The sequence below is a fragment of the Janthinobacterium sp. Bl 1 genome, assembly GCF_058215535.1.
The window spans coordinates 74,294-92,520 of sequence record NZ_CM177086.1 but is presented as its reverse complement, the minus strand read 5'-3'; the positions used below and the strand labels follow the sequence as shown (position 1 = coordinate 92,520).

General features: G+C 63.4%; 17 protein-coding genes and 1 pseudogene. All 18 read left to right on the top strand.

Features of this window, described 5'->3' with window-relative positions:
• Positions 1-52: 52 nt before the first annotated feature.
• Positions 53-265 carry a VF530 family protein gene (locus AC4BCN_RS00400; protein WP_034753881.1) on the top strand — a complete coding sequence of 71 codons (213 nt, stop codon included), beginning with the start codon at positions 53-55 and terminating at the stop codon, positions 263-265.
• An 11-nt stretch (positions 266-276) separates the two neighbouring features.
• Positions 277-555: a DUF4404 family protein gene (locus tag AC4BCN_RS00395; RefSeq protein WP_034753883.1), complete on the top strand. Its 279-nt coding sequence runs from the start codon at positions 277-279 to the stop codon at positions 553-555.
• Positions 556-799: 244 nt separating this feature from the next.
• Positions 800-3,061, top strand: coding sequence for a YgiQ family radical SAM protein (locus AC4BCN_RS00390; RefSeq protein ID WP_490493643.1), 2,262 nt, complete (start codon positions 800-802; stop codon positions 3,059-3,061).
• A 40-nt stretch (positions 3,062-3,101) separates the two neighbouring features.
• The gene (locus AC4BCN_RS00385) at positions 3,102-3,311 is read left to right on the top strand and encodes a hypothetical protein (RefSeq protein ID WP_490492309.1); all 210 of its coding nucleotides are present in this window, start codon (positions 3,102-3,104) and stop codon (positions 3,309-3,311) included.
• A gap of 31 nt (positions 3,312-3,342) precedes the next feature.
• Positions 3,343-3,450, top strand: a pseudogene (locus AC4BCN_RS00380) (zinc-ribbon domain-containing protein); the annotation flags it as partial.
• Positions 3,451-3,624: 174 nt separating this feature from the next.
• The gene (locus AC4BCN_RS00375) at positions 3,625-4,362 is read left to right on the top strand and encodes a hypothetical protein (RefSeq protein WP_490493645.1); all 738 of its coding nucleotides are present in this window, start codon (positions 3,625-3,627) and stop codon (positions 4,360-4,362) included.
• 49 nt (positions 4,363-4,411) lie between these two features.
• Complete coding sequence (locus tag AC4BCN_RS00370) at positions 4,412-5,137, top strand: hypothetical protein (protein WP_139092014.1); 726 nt, start codon at positions 4,412-4,414, stop codon at positions 5,135-5,137.
• Positions 5,138-5,202: 65 nt separating this feature from the next.
• Positions 5,203-6,318: a hypothetical protein gene (locus tag AC4BCN_RS00365; RefSeq protein WP_490492308.1), complete on the top strand. Its 1,116-nt coding sequence runs from the start codon at positions 5,203-5,205 to the stop codon at positions 6,316-6,318.
• 8 nt (positions 6,319-6,326) lie between these two features.
• Entirely contained in the window at positions 6,327-7,427 is a 1,101-nt protein-coding gene (locus AC4BCN_RS00360) for a zinc ribbon domain-containing protein (protein ID WP_490492307.1), read from the top strand.
• A gap of 159 nt (positions 7,428-7,586) precedes the next feature.
• Positions 7,587-8,468, top strand: coding sequence for an EamA family transporter (locus AC4BCN_RS00355; protein WP_490492306.1), 882 nt, complete (start codon positions 7,587-7,589; stop codon positions 8,466-8,468).
• A 208-nt stretch (positions 8,469-8,676) separates the two neighbouring features.
• Positions 8,677-9,636: a sugar ABC transporter substrate-binding protein gene (locus AC4BCN_RS00350; protein WP_128140586.1), complete on the top strand. Its 960-nt coding sequence runs from the start codon at positions 8,677-8,679 to the stop codon at positions 9,634-9,636.
• A gap of 79 nt (positions 9,637-9,715) precedes the next feature.
• A complete protein-coding gene (locus tag AC4BCN_RS00345; RefSeq protein ID WP_490492305.1) occupies positions 9,716-11,269 on the top strand; it encodes a sugar ABC transporter ATP-binding protein in 1,554 nt (517 codons plus the stop codon).
• Between the two features lie 18 nt (positions 11,270-11,287).
• Positions 11,288-12,259, top strand: a complete 972-nt coding sequence (locus tag AC4BCN_RS00340; RefSeq protein ID WP_035823046.1) for an ABC transporter permease — start codon at positions 11,288-11,290, stop codon at positions 12,257-12,259.
• A gap of 9 nt (positions 12,260-12,268) precedes the next feature.
• Positions 12,269-13,324, top strand: a complete 1,056-nt coding sequence (locus AC4BCN_RS00335) for a LacI family DNA-binding transcriptional regulator (protein WP_490492304.1) — start codon at positions 12,269-12,271, stop codon at positions 13,322-13,324.
• Entirely contained in the window at positions 13,321-14,229 is a 909-nt protein-coding gene (rbsK, locus tag AC4BCN_RS00330; RefSeq protein ID WP_139092007.1) for a ribokinase, read from the top strand. Before AC4BCN_RS00335 ends, rbsK begins: the two co-directional genes overlap by 4 nt.
• A gap of 4 nt (positions 14,230-14,233) precedes the next feature.
• Complete coding sequence (gene rbsD, locus AC4BCN_RS00325; protein ID WP_034753900.1) at positions 14,234-14,626, top strand: D-ribose pyranase; 393 nt, start codon at positions 14,234-14,236, stop codon at positions 14,624-14,626.
• Positions 14,627-14,760: 134 nt separating this feature from the next.
• On the top strand, positions 14,761-17,562 hold the full coding sequence (locus AC4BCN_RS00320) for an EAL domain-containing protein (RefSeq protein ID WP_490492303.1): 2,802 nt from the start codon (positions 14,761-14,763) through the stop codon (positions 17,560-17,562).
• 169 nt (positions 17,563-17,731) lie between these two features.
• Complete coding sequence (locus tag AC4BCN_RS00315) at positions 17,732-18,130, top strand: DUF3597 domain-containing protein (protein ID WP_034753903.1); 399 nt, start codon at positions 17,732-17,734, stop codon at positions 18,128-18,130.
• Positions 18,131-18,227: the final 97 nt, after the last annotated feature.

Sequence of the window (18,227 nt, the reverse complement as noted above, 5' to 3'; positions counted from 1 at the left end):
CGGCGGCGTAGAATTGAGTAAGATGTAAACAAGAAGGCAGTCGAAAGAGTATATGAGTCAGCAAGATTTGAATGGCATCACCCTGGAAGGTATCGTGACGCGCCTGCAAGCCCACTACGGCTGGGACGGCCTGGCCAAGCACATCGATATCAATTGCTTCATCAGCGATCCCAGCATCAAGTCGAGCCTGAAGTTTTTGCGCAAGACCCCGTGGGCCAGGAGCAAGGTTGAACAATTGTTCCTGGACACGCAATTTACTGACTGACAGGAAAAAACATGGATAGCAAACTCAAGGAATCGCTGCAACAACTGCATTCGACACTGGAAACCAGCGGCCCCGTCGATGAAGAACTGCATGGTTTGCTGCAAAAACTCGATGTCGACATCAAGTTGTTGATGGAAAAGCGCGCCGCGCAGGAACAGGAAGAAGAGTCGACCACCTATGGCCTGGCCGAGCGTAGCCAGGAATTGTCGGCCAAGTTTGCCGTCAAGCACCCGAAACTGGAGCCGGCGTTGCGGGAGCTTGGTGAGATTTTGGCGAATATGGGAATTTGATCGGGGTCCGACCCGCCGGGTCGTACCCCAGCAGTCAAAAATTCTGGGGTCAGACCCAACGGGTCTGACCCCAAGTGATTGAAAAATAAACGTTTTTTGTACTGAAATCCAACAGTAAAAAGCAGGCCGTCAGGTTGGAAATGGCCAATTCCGGTACAATCCGTACCCTATGAGCTCCCCTACCAATTTATTTGCGACCGTTCCCAAGCGGTCTGCCCGCGCTGCCGTGGCGCCTTTCCTGCCGATGTCGCGTGCCGAGATGGACGCGCTGGGCTGGGACCAGTGCGACGTCATCCTCGTCACGGGCGACGCCTACATCGACCATCCGAGTTTCGGCATGGCCCTCGTTGGCCGCCTGCTCGAAGCGCAAGGCTACCGAGTCGGCATCATCAGCCAGCCGGACTGGCTGTCGGCCGAAGCGTTCCGCATCCTCGGCAAGCCGCGCCTGTATTACGGCATTACCGCCGGCAATATGGATTCCATGGTCAACCAGTACACGGCCGACCGCAAGATCCGCTCCGACGACGCCTACACGGCGAATGCGGAACCGAACAAGCGCCCTGACCGCGCCGTCACCGTGTACGCCCAGCGCGCGCGCGAAGCGTATCCCGACGTGCCCATCGTCATCGGCAGCATTGAGGCATCGCTGCGCCGCATCGCCCATTACGATTACTGGTCGGACAAGGTCCGCCGTTCTGTCTTGCCCGATTCCAAGGCCGATCTGCTGATCTTCGGTAATGCCGAGCGGGCGCTGGTCGACCTGACGCACCGCCTGGCCGCTGGCGAATCGATCAAGGATATCCGTAACCTGCGCGGCACGGCCTTCATGGTGCCGTCCGGCTGGTTGCCCGGTGACGACTGGGGCGTGCACAATTCCACGCGCGTTGACGTGCCCGGCAAGATCGATCCGCACTACAGCCCGTATGAGATGGTGCAGGAAGACAAGACCGCCTGCGCCACGGAAAATGCGTCGAAATCGGCCGAAGTCATCAAGCCGATCCGCATCATGAGCCGCGAAGAGCGCCTGGCCATGGCCAAGGAAAAGCACGACAAGACGGTCGTGCGCCTGCCCGCCTACGACGTCGTCAAGGATGACCCCGTCATGTATGCGCACGCGTCGCGCGTGTTCCACCTGGAATCGAATCCCGGCAATGCCCGCGCCATGGTGCAGGCGCACGGCGAACGCGACGTGTGGCTCAATCCGCCGCCGCTGCCGCTGGCCATGGACGAGATGGATGGCGTGTACGACATGAACTACGCGCGCGCCCCCCACCCGAGCTATGGCAAGGCGCATATCCCGGCCTGGGAAATGATCCGCTTTTCCGTCAACATCATGCGCGGCTGCTTCGGCGGCTGCACCTTCTGTTCGATCACGGAACATGAAGGCCGCATCATCCAGAGCCGCTCGGAACCGTCAATCCTGCGTGAAATCGAGCATATCCGCGATAAAACCAAAGGCTTTACGGGCACCATTTCCGATATGGGGGGCCCGACGGCGAATATGTATCGCCTGGCCTGCAAGGAAAAAGAGATCGAAGTGTCGTGCCGCCGCCTGTCGTGCGTGTACCCGTCCATCTGCGTCAACCTGGGTACGGACCACAGCAAGCTCATCTCGCTGTACCGCAAGGCGCGCGCCATTCCTGGCATCAAGAAAGTCTTGATCAGCTCGGGCTTGCGCTATGACCTGGCCGTGCGTTCGCCCGAGTACGTGAAGGAACTGGTGACGCACCATGTCGGTGGTTTGCTGAAGATTGCGCCTGAGCACACGGAAGAGGGCACCTTGTCGAAGATGATGAAGCCCGGCATCGGCGCGTACGACGAGTTCAAGGAAATGTTCGACCGTTTCTCGCTGGAAGCAGGCAAGAAGCAGTATTTGATCCCGTATTTCATCGCCGCCCATCCTGGCACGACGGACCTGGACATGCTGAACCTGGCTCTGTGGCTGAAGAAAAACAATTTCAAGCTGGACCAGGTGCAGACCTTCATGCCCACGCCGATGGCCATGGCCACGACCATGTACCACACGCGCAAGAATCCTTTGCGCAAGGTGACAGCGGATTCGGAAGCGGTGGAAACGGCGCGCAGCGGCAAGATCCGCCGCACGCACAAAGCGTTCCTGCGCTACCAGGACCCGGCCAACTGGCCGATCCTGCGCGAAGCGCTGGTCAACATGGGCCGTGGCGACTTGATCGGCAATGGCGACAAGCATTTGATACCCGCCTGGACGTCGTCGGAGTCGGGCGGCCTGGCGGCAGGCGAGCGCAGCCGCCAGACGCATGGCGCCGGCACGCCGGACAAGTTCAAGGTCACGCCAGGCAAGAACCGCATCGCCCTGGGCGGTACGGCAGCGGCGCCCAAAGCGTCGGCCGCCGAGTCGAAGGTGCGCCCATCGATCTTGTCGACCATCAAGACCAAGGCCAAGCCGGCCGCCGCGCCGATGGGTCGTGGCAGCAAGCCGCCAGCCAAGGGTGCTCATGGGGCGCCAGCACGGGGCGGGCGCAAGTAAACCAGCCTCACTGTCCCCGGCATCGACTGAAAACCCGGCAATGCGTACAGCGTTGCCGGGTTTTTTGCTATCTGCGCACCAAGATGGGGCGGCGGACGCCGTGGTGGCGGGATTTTTACCAATATTTAAAAATTGGATAGAGCAAAAGGCAATTTTCCCTTGTGGCAACTTGGGGTTTGAAAATATACTCGTTGAATATTTAGCCGTACAGCAACAAAGCTGCCATTCTGGCAAGCGCCAGCGTACGTGACTCCCAGCGTTGATATGAAAAGAGATGCCAATTGAAATGCCTTTCCTGCCAGGCCGAGAATAAGCCGGGCGCCAAATTCTGTTCTTCCTGCGGCACGACGTTTGCCGTTGCTCCTGCCGCAGCCGCTCCCGTACCCGGCAAAGCTTGTGGCCAGTGCGGCCATGATTGCAAGCTTGACGCCAAGTTCTGCCCCAAGTGCGCGTTCAGCTTTGCCGTGGCGCCCGTTGCCGTGCCGGTGCCGCCACCGCTGCCGGAACCCGTCATTGCGCCCGCTATCGAGCCAGTGACTGAGCCCGCCGTAGAGCTTGTGTACGTGCCTGAGCCCGCCCCGGCGCCCGTGCCGGAACCGGTTGCGCCACCGCCGCCACCGCCCGTGCTGGATAAGCGCCGTGCCGAGCCCGTCCCGAAGCTCACCCGAGCACTGCACCCAGAAGCCGCTCCCGCCCCTGTGTCAGACGGCGCCCCCGACACGADTGCAGACGGCCCACCGGCTGGCAACCGCACGAAACTGATCGCCGCCGCCGTCGCAGCGGTGGTGCTGCTGGGCGGTGCGGGCGCTTACTATTTTCTGTCAGGCAAGCCGACTGTCGCGGCGCCAGAAGCCGCGCCAGCCGTGCCCGCGCAGGCGGAACCTGCGCCTGCCGCCGAGCAGCCGCTGGCCATCGATGACGCTGCGCTCGATGGCGGCACGGCGGGCGACCTTGCCGCGACACCAGCTGCCGAGCCCGAGCCTGAGCCAGCGGCAGCGCCTGCTCCGGCACCCGAGCCGGCTCCAGCAGCGGCCCCGCCCCCTGTCGTGGAAAAGCCGGTCAAGCCCGCCAAGGTGACACCGCCGCCGGCGCCCGCCAAACAGACTAGCGGCCTGGAAAGCGTGATCACGGACAGTCTGTCCGAAGCGAGCCACTGCATGAGCCAGCGCAAATACGACTGTGCCATTGCCAATGCGAATGCCGTACTGCGCATGGACACGGGCAACCGCCATGCACTCGACATCAAGCGCAAGGCGAAAGAAGCGCAAGACAAGGCGTTGTCGCAAATCCAGATCGAGTAAGCCGTACTGCTTGCCTGTCATTCCTATTTTGTTCCTTTCGGAGAATAACGTGAAAAACTTGAAACAAATTGCCAAGCCCATGGTGGCGATGCTGGTCGTGTCGTCGATGCTGGCCGGCTGCGCCGCGCCGGGCGGCCCTGGCGCCACGGGCAATACCACCACCGCAGGCACGGACCCGGCCAGTGGCGAATGCAATACGGCCATGCTGGCCGGCATCGGCGCCGTCGTGGGCGGCTTGCTGGGCGGTGGCAACAATACCGTGCGCGGCGCGGCCCTGGGCGCCAGCCTGGGCGCGCTCGCTTGCGTGGCCTTGAATTATCAAAGCCAGCAAGTCAAGACGGCGCAGCAGGTGCAGACTGACTACAAAGTGGCCAACAAGGGCAAGCTGCCCGAGCAATCGACCCTGGTGAAATACGAGACGGGCTTTACACCGTCGTCCGTACGTCCGGGCCAGAAGGCGCAGACCAATTCGTATATTGAAGTGGCGGCCGGCACGCGCGATCCGAACCCGCTGGTGGAAGAAGAATTGAGCCTGTACAAGCCCAATGGCGACTTGATCAAAACCGTGCGCAAGGTGGTCAGCAGCAACAACGGCAGCGGCGCCTACAAGGGTGGCTTCTCGATTCCCATGCCCGAAGGCGTGCCGCAAGGCATTTACCCGGTACGCACGGCCCTGTACCTGAATAGCAAGCGCGTCGGTGGCCAGGACGTCAAGCTGCAGATCGTCCAGCGCCAGGCGCCTGCGTCCGACCTGCAACTGGCGCTGGCCTACTAACACAGCATGACCACGGGGCGGCCAGGCAGGCCGTCCCCTTCCGATTTCCCCCTTCCAGGCTAGACATGACCATTTCCACAGAAGTACCTAAATCTCTTCCCTTTTCCTCCGCGCTCGGTTCGCTGATCGAAGCGACCGACGCCATCAAGAACTTCCGCGCGATTGCGCTGCTGGCCCTGACCTTTATCGGCGCCGTGCTCGTCGGTGGCGTACTGACGATGCTCGCCGGCAGCATGAGCAGCGTGCTGCTGGGCTTTGTGGCTGGCCTGATGGCCTTCCTCGTGATGTTTTACGGTTCCAACGCCGTGGGCATTTTGCTGATGCGCGATGTACAAGGCCAGCCTGGCATGAGCCTGGTTGATGCCGTGCTCGTCTCGCTGTACACGAGCCACCGCCTGATCGCGGTCGTCTTCCTGGAATTTCTGATCGTGCTGGCGGCCATGCTCGCCATCGCCATCATCTTGTTCGTCTGCAAGATCCCCGTGCTTGGCCCCGTGCTGTACACGGTCGTCTTCCCGCTGTCGGCCATCGTGCTGGGCGTGCTGGTGTTTGCGCTGTTCTACGTGATGCTGCCACTGGCCGGCCCTGCCGCCTGGTCGGGCGCCACCGTCTTCCAGATCATTGCCCGCCTGAACCTGATCGTGCGCACCAAGCTGGTTTCGGTGATTCTGCTGGAAGTGCTGCTGTTCCTGATCACCTCGTTTGTCGCGCTGCTGATCTTTGGCGTGATCGGTACCGGCGTGTCGCTGACGAGCGGCATGTCGGCCGGCATCCTGGGCCTGGGCGGCCAGATGAACATGTATTCCCTCGCTTCGGGCCTGAGCGGCGGTTCCGGCTACATCATCGCAGCCGGTCTGGGTGGCGGCTTGTTGCTGGCGGCCGCGGCCGTGGTACCGGGCCTGATCTTTACCAAGGGCGTGTGCATCATTTACCTGAACGCTACGCGCAATGTCGATTTCAGCGCCTCGGAAGCGAGCCTGAACGACGGCCTGGCCACGGTCAAGAAAAAAGCCGAGGAAGCGCGTGAACGCGCGCGTGCCCTGGCCGAACAGGCGACTGCACCAGCCGCGCCTTCGGCACCTGCCGCTGCCCCGGSTGACAGCCTGCACTGCCCAAGCTGCAAGGCACCGGTCGCGTCCGACGACGCGTTCTGCGGCGAATGCGCGCATAAACTCAAGTAAGGCAGACCATGGCGCAATTCTGTACAACATGCGGCACCGCCCACGCGCCCGACGCGCGCTTTTGCGATGAATGCGGCAAGGCCGTCAACGCCGCACCGCAGCCCGCATCCGCACCGGTACCGGCATCTGCACCGGCCGCGACGCCGGCGCTGCCCGGTGTGAAGCGGCGCCACGTCATGATCGCCGGCGGCGTGCTGGCGGCGGTCATCGTGGCCGGTGGCGCGCTGGCGTGGCTGCTGGCGCCCGAGGCAGCCTCGGCCAGCAGTTTCAGCCGCGCCATCGACGCCCACCTGGCGGCCGACGAGGCGGCGCGCGACAAGCTGCTGTGCTTCACCAACTTGCCGTACCAGAAGGAAGAAATCCGCGTGGCGTCGTACGACAGTTCCACTCGGCAATGGCTCGATATCCTCGTGCGTGGCGGCCTGTACAACGCTCCCGTCGAGCAAAGCAGCGGTGGCTGGATTGCGCAATCGCAATTTGTCTACGCGCTGGCCGCGCCCGGCAAGGCAGCTTTGCGCGACGACAAGCTGTGCGTGGCCAAGGGCGTGAAAGTGGCCAAGGTCAGCGGCTACGAGCAGGTGCGCGACATGGGCGGGCAGCAGGTGGCGATGGCGACAGCGACGCTGGCGCTGACCGATGAAGCGGCGTGGCTGGCCAAATCGCCGGACCGGGCGCTGGTCCTGCAGCGCTTGCCGGGCGGCGACCTGGAAGTGCAACTGCCGCTGGCGCTGGTTGACAAGCAATGGCAAGTCACCGACCGCGCGCAAATGCACCAGGCCGCCATGGCCATGGCCATGCGCAACGCTTCCGGTACGCAAGGAACTGGCATGCTGGACAAGCTGAAAAGCCTGTTCAGCTTTGGCGGCCACCCGCTGGTGGGTAAATGGAAGGGCTCGACGGGTGAAGTCCTGGAATTTACAAAGGACAGCATTATCGAGAACGGCAATGCAAGCAAGGCCACCTTTGCAACGGAAGGCAATGTCGTGACCATCGCCTCGGAAGAGGGGGGCGGCATGGCCATGCAGATCAGCCTGAGCAACGATGGCAGCACGGCGCACTTCACCGTCGGCGGCATGCCGATCGCGGTGCTGCAGCGCGTGCGCGATTAAATCAGGCAGGCGGCACAACGTGCCGCCTGGTCTGCTTCACCAAGCCCGGCAATGCCGGGCTTTTTTACGCCCGCCCGCAGCGGTGCGCAAGCCAACTTATCTTGACATCAAGATAGTTCGCGTCCACACTCCATTTTTATCTTCATGTCGAGATAGTGCATGTCCGCCTCTCCTGCCCGTCCCGCCTGGGGCGATATTCTGCTCACGGCGCTGGCGCCCCTGATCTGGGGTTCCACGTATATCGTCACGTCCGAACTGCTGCCGCCGGACCGGCCCTTCACTGCTGCCCTGATCCGCGTGCTGCCGGCCGGCCTGCTGTTGCTGTTTGTGATGCGTCGCCTGCCCGCGCGGCGCGACTGGGCCCGCGTACTGATCCTGTCGGCACTGAATATCGGCGTGTTCCAGGCGCTGCTGTTCGTGGCGGCCTACCGCTTGCCAGGCGGCCTGGCGGCCGTGGTGGGCGCCATCCAGCCGCTGCTGGTGATGGGCCTGGCCTGGGGCGTGGAAGGGCGCCGTCCGGCCCGCCTGGCCTTGCTTGCCAGCGTGCTGGGCGTGGCGGGCATGGGCATTTTGTTGTTGTCGCCGCGCACCGTGTGGGAACCGATCGGTATCGCCGCCGCGCTGGGCGGCACGGCCTGCATGGCGGCCGGTACCTATTTGACGCGGCGCTGGAAGCCGGACTTGCCCGTGCTGGCGCTGACGGGCTGGCAATTGCTGCTCGGCGGCCTGATGCTGGCGCCCGTCGCCTGGCTGGCCGATGCGCCGTTGCCGGCGCTGTCCTTGCAGCAAGTCCTGGCCTACGCCTATCTGTGCCTGGCCGGCGCCCTGCTCGCATATGCGCTGTGGTTTCGCGGCATCGCCAGGCTGTCGCCCGTGGCCGTCTCCTCGCTGGGACTGCTCAGTCCCCTGATGGCCGTCGTGCTGGGCTGGGCCTTGCTGGGCCAGGCCATGACGGGCTGGTCGATGCTGGGCTTGCTGCTGGTGCTGGCCAGCGTGCTGGCCGTGCAGTGGGCCAGCGCCCGTCCCGCAACAAACGCCTGATTTCTACGTATTTCTCCTCGGCAGGCTGATCGCATCGGCCTGCCGGTTTCCCTGTGGGCGCTCCCTTTTTGCTGCACCGCACATACAGTTTTGCTTGCACTGTAATAGGGCATTGAGGCACTATTCGCTTCGCGCAAACGTTTGCGCGCCGTAAAATTTCATAAAAGCATGGTGTAGACGTGCTTGACCAACAACTCTGGAGACGCTCATGACATCCCGTATTCGCCTGAAAATGATTGCCGCCGCTGTCCTGGTGTGTGCCTTGCCCGCCGTCCCGGCGATGGCGCAGACACCCGCCAAACCGAAGGTGGCGCTGGTGATGAAGTCGCTCGCCAATGAATTTTTCCTGACCATGGAAAATGGCGCCAAGGCGCATCAGAAGGCCAATGCCGCCAAGTACGACCTGCTGTCGAACGGCATCAAGGATGAGACGGATACGTCGAGCCAGATCAAGCTGGTCGAGCAAATGATCGTCTCGCGCGTCAACGCGCTGGTGATCGCGCCGGCCGACTCGAAAGCGCTGGTGCCGGTACTGAAAAAAGCCATCGACGCGGGCATCATCGTCGTCAATATCGACAACAAGCTCGACGAGGGCGCGCTGAAAGAGAAGGGCATCACCGTGCCGTTCGTCGGCCCGGACAACCGCAAGGGCGCCAAGGTGGTCGGCGACTTCCTGGCCAAGCAGATCAAGAAGGGCGACCCGGTCGGCATCATCGAAGGCGTGTCGACGACCTACAACGCGCAGCAGCGCACCCTGGGCTTCCAGGACGCGATGAACGCGGCCGGTGCCAAGGTTGTCAGCGTGCAGTCGGGCCAGTGGGAAATCGCTCCTGCCAATACGGTGGCGGCCGCCATGCTGAACGCCAACCCGAACATCAAGGCTTTGCTGTGCGGTAACGACAACATGGCTATCGGCGCCGTGTCCGCCATCAAGGCGGCCGGTAAAACGGGCAAAGTCATCGTCGTCGGCTACGACAACATCAACGCCATCAAGCCGATGCTGGCCGATGGCCGCGTGCTGGCTACCGCCGACCAGTTCGGTTCGCAGCAAGCCGTGTTCGGTATCGATACCGTGCTGAAAGCGCTGGCACAGAAGAAGAAACAGGCCGAGTTGGGTGGCGTCATCGAAACCAAGGTCGAACTGGTCGCCAAGGCCGCCAAGTCCTGATCGTTTGATCCCGCCGGGGCCGGCGCCATAGCAGCATTGCTGGCGCCGGCTCCGCCGTCTTATTCCGCGGAGTTTTATCATGCCTACCGACATCCCCCCGGCGCCATCAGCCGCTCACCCTCTATTGACCCTGGATAACATCGGCAAGTCCTATGTCGGCCCCGTGCTGGGTGGCGTGAGCTTGCGCTTTGCCCCCGGCCAAGTGCTGGCGCTGACGGGCGAAAACGGTGCTGGCAAGAGCACCCTGTCGAAGATCATCTGCGGCCTGGAGCAAGCCACCACGGGCACGATGCTGCTCGACGGCAAACCTTACCAGCCCGCTTCGCGCGGCGCCGCCGAGGCGCTGGGCATCCGCATGGTGATGCAGGAACTCAATTTGATTCCCACCCTGTCGATCGCGGAAAACCTGTACCTGAAAAACCTGCCGCAGCGTTTCGGCTTTATCGACCGTACGCGCCTCGAACGCGACGCGCGTGAACAGATGGAAAAAGTCGGCTTGGGCGGCCTCGATCCGTGGACCCTCGTGGGCGAACTGGGCATCGGCCACCAGCAAATGATCGAAATCGCGCGCAATCTGATCGGCGCCTGCCGCCTGCTGGTGCTCGACGAGCCGACGGCCATGCTGACGCACCGCGAAGTGGAGTTGCTGTTCCTGCAAATCGAACGCCTGAAAGCCGAAGGCGTGTGCATCATCTATATTTCCCACCGCCTGGAAGAACTCAAGCGCGTGGCCGACCGCATCGCCGTGCTGCGCGACGGCCAGCTCGTGTGCGACGACGATATCGCGGGCCACTCGGCAGCCGATCTGGTCAGCCTGATGGTGGGCCGCTCGGCAGACGATGCGGTGGACTTGAGCGGCCGCACGCTGGGCGCACCGCTGCTGCGCGTGCGCGGCCTGGCGCGCGGCAAGGTCGTCAACCCGACCTCGTTCGACTTGCGTGCCGGCGAAATCCTCGGCATCGCCGGCCTGATCGGCTCGGGCCGCACGGAATTGCTGCGCCTGATCTTCGGCGCCGACCGTGCCGACGCCGGTGACGTGTTCCTTGGCGACAGTGAAATACCGGCCGCTCTGACCTCGCCGCAGGCAGCGGTGAAAGCGGGCATCGCCATGATCACGGAAGACCGCAAGGGACAAGGCTTGTTGTTGCGCCAGTCCATCGCCGTCAATACGACCCTGGCCTCGCTCGACACCGTCAGCGGCGCAGGCTGGCTCAACGATGCATCCGAAGCGTCGGTGGCCGACGATTACATCGAGCGCCTGGGCATCCGCTCGCGCAACAGCGCGCAAACGGTGGCCGAGCTCTCTGGCGGCAACCAGCAAAAAGTGGTGATTGCCCGCTGGCTGTACCGCGACTGCCCCGTGATGCTGTTTGACGAGCCCACGCGCGGCATCGATATCGGCGCCAAGTTTGATATTTATCAGGTGCTGGCCGAACAGGCGCGCCAGGGCAAGGGCCTCGTCATCGTCTCGAGCGACTTGCGCGAACTGATGCTGATCTGCGACCGCATCGCCGTCATGAGCGCGGGCAGCATTGTCGACACCTTCGAGCGCGGCGCCTGGAGCCAGGACGCGCTGCTGTCGGCCGCCTTCTCCGGCTATTTGACCCCTACTTCCACTCCAGCTGCGGCCTGATCCGCCGGAAAGATTCCCATGACCACTACCTCTTCCCCATCGTATCTGCAGCGCAGCCTGGCCGACCTGAAAAACTATGCGGGCCTGATCGGCGCCCTGGTCGCCATGTGCGTGCTGTTCTCGTTCGCCAGCGAAAACTTTTTCACCCTGGCCACCTTGAGCACCCTGTCGAACAATATCCCGACCCTGGTCGTGATGGCCGTCGGCATGACCTTCGTGCTGATCATCGGCGGCATCGATCTGTCGGTCGGTTCCGTGATGGCGCTGGCCGCTTCCGTGCTGTCGCTGGCCGTCGTGCACTGGGGCTGGCCCGTGTGGAGCGCGGCCCTGCTGGGCATGTTTGTTGCCGCCCTGTGCGGCGCCACCACGGGCCTGATTTCCGTCGGCTGGCGCATTCCCTCGTTCATCGTGTCCTTGGGCGTGCTGGAAATGGCGCGCGGCATGGCGTATCAAGTGACGAACTCGCGCACGGAATACATCGGCAGCGCCGTTGACGGCATCAGCTCGCCGATCGCGTTCGGCCTGTCGCCCGCTTTCATCGCCTCGATCGCCATCGTCGTCATCGGCCATTTGGTGCTCACGCGCACGGTGCTGGGACGCCACTGGATCGGCATCGGCACGAATGAAGAAGCCGTGCGTTTGTCCGGCATCAACACGAAGCCGTCGAAGGTGCTGGTGTTTGCACTGATGGGCTTTCTCGCCGGCGTGGGCGCGCTGTTCCAGGTGTCGCGCCTGGAAGCGGCTGACCCGAACGGCGGCGTGGGCATGGAATTGCAAGTGATCGCAGCCGTCGTGATCGGCGGCACGAGCCTGATGGGTGGACGCGGTTCCGTCATCAGCACCTTTATTGGCGTGTTGATCATTTCCGTGCTGGAAGCGGGCCTGGCGCAAGTGGGCGTGTCCGAACCCGTGAAACGCATCGTCACGGGCCTGGTGATCGTTGCGGCCGTGGTGCTCGATACCTACCGCCGCCGCGGCGAGCGTTCATAATACTGGCCCATGGCAACCATCAAACAAGTGGCGCAGGCGGCGGGGGTGTCGTTTACCACCGTGTCGCACGTCCTCAACAATACCCGCCCCGTCAGCGACGAGGCGCGCCGCGCCGTGCTGGCGGCCGTGGAACAATTGCATTACGTGCCCAGCGCGCTGGCGCGGTCCTTGCGCAGCCGCAGCACGGGCACCATCGGCCTGATCATCCCCAACAATACGAATCCGTATTTTTCGGAAGTGGCGCGCGGCATCGAGGACAGCTGCTACGCGGCCGGCTACAGCGTGATTTTATGCAATTCCGATGACGACCCCGTCAAGCAGCGCGACTATTTAAATGTGCTGCTGACCAAGCGCTGCGACGGCCTGATTTTGTCCGCGCTGGCCGACAGCGATGGCGAATTGCTGCGCAAGATGAAGGTGCCGGCCGTGCTGCTCGACCGCGCGCCCAGCGACCTGTCCATCGATGCCGTGGCCGTCGACAACCGCGCCGGCGGTGCCCTGGCCGCGCGCCACTTGCTGGGCCTGGGGCGCCGGCGTTTCGCCTGCATCGCCGGCCCCCGTGAAGTGAGCATTTCCAATGAGCGCATCGACGGCGTGCGCAGCGCCATGGCGGACGCGGGCGTGGCCCTGGACGACGCGCTGTGCCGCCATAGCGATTTTACGAGCGCGGGCGGCTATGCGGCCGCGCTGGACGTGCTGGCGCTGCCGCCAGGCCAGCGCCCCGACGCCTTGTTCTGCTGCAATGACTTGATGGCCTTTGGCGCCCTGCGCGCCGCCGCCGAGCGTGGCATTGCCGTGCCCGTGGACCTGGCCGTCGTCGGCTTCGACGATATCGACCTGGCCAGCTTCGTGCATCCGGCCTTGACCAGCGTGGCGCAAAATACGCGCGAGCTGGGCCACATCACGGCCGCCTGCCTGCTGGCGCGCATCGCCGACCCCGCCTTGCCGCGCCAGCAGCGCAGCATCGCCCCCGAGCTGCACGTGCGCGGTTCCAGTGCCGCCGCAGTGCCTTCTTCTGTACCTACTTCTTTACCTGCAACTGAACTGATGGGAATGACATCATGATCGTGGTTATCGGCAGCATCAATATGGACCTGGTCTTGCGCGTGCCGCGCATGCCCCTCCCCGGCGAAACCCTGACGGGCGGCGCGTTTAGAACCATTCCTGGCGGCAAGGGCGCCAACCAGGCCGTGGCCTGCGCGCGCCTGAGCGGCAAAGTGGCCGGTGCCCAGCAAGTGGCCATGGTCGCTTGCGTGGGCGACGATGCGTTTGGCGCGACCCTGCGCGCGGCGCTCGTCGGTGACGGCATCATCGACAGCCACATCACGACCTTGCCAGGTGTCGCGTCCGGCATCGCCTCGATCCTCGTCGATGACAACGGCCAGAACAGCATCGTGATCGCCGGCGGCGCCAACGATTTATTGAGCCCCGCGCATATCGACGCGGCAAAAGAGCTGATCGAGCAGGCCGACATCGTCGTGCTGCAGCTGGAAACGCCGATGGCCACCGTCGTGCATGCGATCAAATTGGCCCGTTCGCTGGGCAAGACCGTGGTGCTGAACCCGGCTCCGGCGGCCAGCTTGCCGGAAGGCGTGCTGGAACTGGTCGACTACCTGATTCCGAATGAAATCGAAGCGGCCATGCTGGCCGGCGTCAGCCCGGAAGGCGCGGACGTCAAGGCGCTGGCCGCCGCGCTGCAAAAGCTGGGCAGCGACAACGTCATCATTACCTTGGGTTCCAAGGGCGTGCACGCGGCCCTGTATGGCGGCGATTTCACGTTCCCGGCCGAAGCCGTGAAAGCCGTTGACACGACGGCCGCCGGCGACACGTTTATCGGCGGTTTTGTGGCGGGCCTGGCGTCCGGCATGGACGAGGCGGAAGCCATTCAGCAAGGCCAGCGCGCGGCCGCCTGGAGCGTGACCAAACCCGGCGCACAAACGTCGATCCCCCACTTGCACGAGCTGTTCTGAACCCATGAAAAAATCACCGCTGCTTAATATCGCACTGTCGCAACTGATCGCGTCGCTCGGCCATGGCGACATGCTCGTCATCGGCGACGCGGGCTTGCCGTCGCAGCCGGGCGTGCCCCTGATCGACCTGGCCCTGACGCGCGGCATCCCCGGCTTTATCGATACCGTCAACACCGTGCTGAGCGAAATGCAGGTGGAATACCATTTGCTCGCCAGCGAATTGCCGCAGCATAATCCGGCCATGGCGGCGCAGGTGGCGGCTCTGGCCTTGCCCGATGCGCGCCAGGTGACGCATGACGAGTTCAAGCAACTGTCGAAGGGCGCGCGCGCCATCGTGCGCACGGGCGAGTGCAGTCCGTACGCCAACATCATTTTGGTGGCTGGCGTCGTGTTCTAGCGCAAACAATGGCGAGCTTGTTTGCCAAAAACATCAACGCTATTGTCCACACTGAAATAATTATCCATCGGCAAAAGGGGCGGCTACAATAGCCTTACCCCTGCCAACGCGGCAGCTTCCTGTGGTGTCCCGCCATGCCGATGAAAGCATCCGACGCTTTCCGCTGCTGTTTCATTCTGCTGCTGTGCCTGGCCACGCCCGTCCGGGCGCTGGAAGCCGTCTCCCTGCACCTCAATTTCACGCACCAGTTCCAGTTCGCCGGCTATTACGCGGCCATCGAGCAAGGCTATTACCGCGAGGCGGGGCTCGAGGTGACATTGGTCGAAGGCAGCGGCATGCCGCCTGCCGAGGCAGCCGTGCTGGCGGGCCAGGCCGAATATGGCGTGGGCAACAGCACCTTGTTGCTTAGCCGCCTGGCGGGCAAGCCCGTGGTGGTGCTGGCCGTGGTGTTCCAGCATTCGCCCAGCGTGCTGCTGATGCGCCAGCAGGGCGGTGCCCCCGACGTGCGCAAGCTGGTGGGGGCGCCCGTGATGATCGGTGCGGCCGTCAATGTGGCGGCCGCCTCCGATGAAGTGTCGTTGTTTCTGGGGAAAATGGGCGTCGCGCCGCAGCAGATGCAGCACTTGCCGCCCAGCTACCGGATCGAGGATTTGATCGATGGCAAGGTCGATGCGATTGCCGCGTACTCCACCAACGAACCGGACTACCTGGACCGGGCGGGATTTTCCTATTACCAGTTTACGCCGCGCACGGCCGGCATCGATTTCTACGGCGACAACCTGTTTACCAGCGAGCAGGAACTGCGCCGCCATCCCGAGCGTGTCAAAGCGTTCCGCGCGGCCAGTCTGCGGGGCTGGCAATACGCGATGGCGCACCGCGAGGAAATGGCGCAACTGATCCACGTTAAATACAGCCAGCGCCACGACCGCGCGCACCTGCTGTACGAGGCGCAGCAGATGGAATTGCTGCTGCAGCCCGTGCTGGTGGAACTCGGCTACATGAATCCCCAGCGCTGGCAGCATATTGCCGACACGTATGCGGCTATGGGCGTGCTGCCGCCCAAGGCCACGGACAGCCGCGCCTACAAGGGCTTCCTGTACCGCCCCGTGCCAGGCGCCGACCTGGGCTGGCTGTATTTGTCGCTGGGCCTGGCGGGCAGTTTGCTGGCCGTGTCGGCCGGCTTCCACTTCAACAACCTGGCACGCGAGCGCCGCCGCACCGAGGAAACCATCCGCCAGGGGGAATTGCGCTTTCGCACCATGTTCGAGGAAGCGCCCATGGGTATCGCCCTGATCGATACCGTGAGCGGACAGTTTCTCGATATCAATCCGCGCTATCTGGCCATCGCCGGACGCACCCTGGAGCATATGAAGCAAACGAGCTGGATGGAGATCAGCCATCCCGATGATGTGGCCGGCGAGCAGGCGCACGTGGCGCAGTTGCTGGCGCGGCGCCTGCAGGGTTTCCGCCACGCCAAGCGCATCGTGCGTCCCGATGGCGGCGTGGTGTGGGTCGATGCCTCGGTGACGGCCATCGCCACGGCCCGCCATGGCGGACCGCACCATTTGTGCATGCTGGAAGATGTGACGGACAAGCGGCAAACGGAAGCGCTGATCTGGCAGCAAGCCAATTTCGATACCCTGACGCAATTGCCGAACCGCCGCATGTTCCACGAGCGTTTGCGCCTGGCGCTGGCCCAGGGCCGGCGCGATGCGAGCCGCGTGGCCATCCTGTTCATCGACCTCGACCACTTCAAGGAAGTCAACGACACGCTCGGCCACCACCAGGGCGATATCTTGCTGATCGAGGCGGCGCGGCGCATCCGCGTGGGCGTGCGCGAGACGGATACGGTGGCGCGCCTGGGCGGCGATGAATTCACGGTGATCCTGTCCGACATCGACGACCTGCAGCAAGTCGACCGCATCGCGCGGCAGATACTCGACGGCTTGCTGGCGCCGTTCCTGCTGGGACAGGAGCAGGCCTTCGTCTCGGCCTCGATCGGCATCACTTTGTATCCCGATGATGCGGGCACGATCGAGGACTTGCTCAAGCAGGCGGACCAGGCCATGTATGTGTCGAAAGGCGCGGGGCGCAACCGCTACAGCTACTTTACGCCGGCCATGCAGGTGGCGGCCGTCAACCGCATGCGCATGGGAGCGGACTTGCGCACGGCCCTGCGCGAACAGCAGATGCAGCTGTATTACCAGCCCATCGTCGAACTGCATAGCGGCAATATTGCCAAAGCAGAAGCCTTGCTGCGCTGGCAGCATCCGCAGCGGGGTATCGTGTATCCGCCCGATTTCCTCGCATTGGCCGAAAGCAGCGGCCTGATCGTGGAGATCGGCGACTGGGTGCTGCGCACGGCGGCCACGCAACTGCTGCACTGGCGCGCGCAGGGCCAGGTCATCGGCTTGCCGGGACTGCAACTGTGCCTGAACCAGTCGCCGCTGGAATTGCAGCGCGAAGTGGAGGCACCCGGCACCTGGCTGCGCCAGCTGATGGCGCTTGATGTGCCGGCCTCGGCCATCGTGCTCGACATGCGCGAAGATGTACTTTTACCCAACGGCAATAGCATGGCGCCACGCCTGCAGCACTTGCGCGAAGCGGGCCTGCAAATCGCCCTCGACGACTTCGGCAGCGGCCATGCCTCGCTGACGCAGCTGCAGCAATGCGGTATCGATTACCTGAAGCTCGACGGCGTGCTGGTGCGCAAGCTGGCGGCCGGGGCCAGCGAACTGGTGCTGTGCGAAGCCATCGTCACCATGGCCCACAAGCTGGGCTTGCAGGTCATTGCCGAAGGCGTGGAGACCGAAGAGCAGCGCGCGCGGCTGCTGGAGATCGGTTGCGATTTCGCGCAAGGCGAGCTGTTTGCGCCACCGCTGGCCATCGAAGCGTTCGACGCGCTGCTGCACACCCGGCGGCCCTTGCGCCCTTGAAACAGGCCCAGCCTGCCACCAGATTTCATCCAGGCCTGCGGGACGGGGCTCCCGGCTTGAACGGGCTTATACTCGATGGGCTGGCGCCTGCGCCCGGCTTTGCTGTCACCGGTACCTACACCGGGTGCGCAGGCAATCTTCTTCCATTCACTCAACTCGAGGTGACCTCATGGGCATTTTCAGCAATATCTACAACAAGATCTTCCACCATTCTTCCGACGCCGCACCGGCTGCCACGCCGGCCGCCGCCACGACAGCACCTGCCGCAGCACCGGCCGCTCCTGCTGCCGCTCCGGCCGCTGCCGCGCCCGTCGTGGATGTGGAAGTGGTGCTGGTCGACCTGGCCAGCAAGAACGCGGAAAAACTCAATTGGCGCACGTCCATCGTCGACCTGATGAAACTGCTTCAACTCGACAGCAGCCTGGCCGCGCGCAAGGAACTGGCGCAAGAGCTGCACTTCACAGGTGACACCAACGATTCGGCCAGCATGAATATCTGGCTGCACCGCCAGGTGATGATCAAGCTGGCCGAAAACGGTGGCAAGGTACCGGAAGAACTCAAGAATTAAACACTTGGCGGCGGCAGGGGTATCCACTGTCACCGCTATCCAATCGCGTGGGAACTGCCTATCATGGAGTTCCCATGGTGTCATGATAGCTAAAACC